Source organism: Leptospira borgpetersenii serovar Javanica (genome assembly GCF_003046425.1).
Lineage (GTDB): Bacteria > Spirochaetota > Leptospiria > Leptospirales > Leptospiraceae > Leptospira > Leptospira borgpetersenii.
In genome coordinates this window covers 1-1,537 of the sequence record NZ_QAJG01000063.1, presented here as the reverse complement: position 1 = coordinate 1,537, position 1,537 = coordinate 1, and the positions used below count along the sequence as shown (strand labels likewise).

The 1,537-nt window shown below is 34.7% G+C and carries 1 protein-coding gene; it reads left to right on the top strand.

Translation table 11 applies throughout. The features are described from left to right. Window positions 1–140 precede the first annotated feature (140 nt). Window positions 141–1,442: an ISNCY family transposase gene (locus tag CLV95_RS18505; protein ID WP_002734678.1), complete on the top strand. Its 1,302-nt coding sequence runs from the start codon at window positions 141–143 to the stop codon at window positions 1,440–1,442. The last annotated feature ends 95 nt before the right edge of the window (window positions 1,443–1,537 follow it).

The following is a 1,537-nucleotide window of genomic DNA, read 5'->3' as shown; positions in this document are numbered from 1 at the left end:
CTTATTTCCTCATTTAAAAATATACTTGAAACACTGAACGTTTCCTCAACTAAAAACCTACACGAAACCTAATCAAAAATCAGCACTCTTTTAAGTGAGAGGCTGTAAACATGAAACTATCTTTAGAGGAACGTAAGGTTATGATTAAGGTATTTCGAGAAAGATACAGATACGCCACTAAGAAAGAAAAGATAAGCATACTCAACGAGTTCGTGAGCCTGTCGGGCTTTAACAGAAATTATGCTTCTCAAGTTCTTAGAAAAAAAGAAGTTCTAAAAAAACTTTCGACTAAACCCAAAGCACAGAATAAAAGAACAGTTTACTATGATGCATCTGTTCGAAAAGTTTTAGAAGATCTCTGGAAACTTTTGGATCACATTTGTAGTAAAAGATTAGTCCACGCAATTCCAGAAACAATTAAGAATCTAGAGAGGTTTCAGACCTACAAAATTTCTAAAGAAATAAAACAAAAACTGTTAAAAATCAGTGCTTCCACAATTGAAAGGCTTTTAGTTCCAATTCGAAAAAAGCTTGGAATCAAAGGAACCTCGATGACGAAACAAAATAAATATCTTATCGATCGAATTCCGATTAAAACTTTTGGAGAATGGAAAGACTCTCTTCCTGGATTTACACAGATTGATTTAATCGCTCATAACGGCGGGAATGTTTTCGGAGGTTTTTTCTCCACCCTCTGCGCCACAGATGTTTGTACAGGCTGGACGATTTGTATCCTTGTACGCGATAAAACGATGCTACAGATGCTCAAAGCCCTTATACGGCTAAAAAACGTATTTCCTTATCCTCTCTTAGGGATTCACTCTGACAACGGTTCTGAATTCATTAATGAATCAATCATTCGATTTTCCGAAAAGTATCATCTAATCTTTACACGTGGCCGTCCTTACAAAAAGAACGATAACCCTCACGTAGAACAAAAAAACTTTTCAGTTGTTCGAAGAAATACCGGTTATCTCAGATTCGATAAATCAGAACACTTCGAAATTTTAGTAAAACTTTATTCTTTATTAAATCTTTATAATAATTACTTCTTGCCGGTTATGATGTTAAAAGAAAAGCATCGCATTGGTTCAAAATCAATGCGAAAATACGATATTCCAAAAACACCGCTCCAGAGAGTTTTAAAGAGAAGTGAAATTCCAAGTGTAAATAAATTAGAAATAAAATCCATTTACAAGAATCTCGACCTTTCCTCGATTAAAAATGAAATAAACCAACTACAAGACGATCTAATCAAAATTGCAGCGCCAATTCGATCACCTAATGTGAAAGTAAGAAAGCACAGGAAAAAGGCAATCTATCATACAACTCCAAAATGGAGACGAGAGTTTAGCCCTACTTCCTCGAATCCATTTTTACAACGTCAAAAAATGCAAGAATTAAGGAGGGCAGCCGAAACGGTTTGGAACAGGCAAAAATAGTATATTCAATCTCAAAAATTTAGGCTATATTTGGAGTAGATTTTTAGATAACGAAACAACTCATGTTTCATACTCGTTTTTCATGAGGAAAGTCG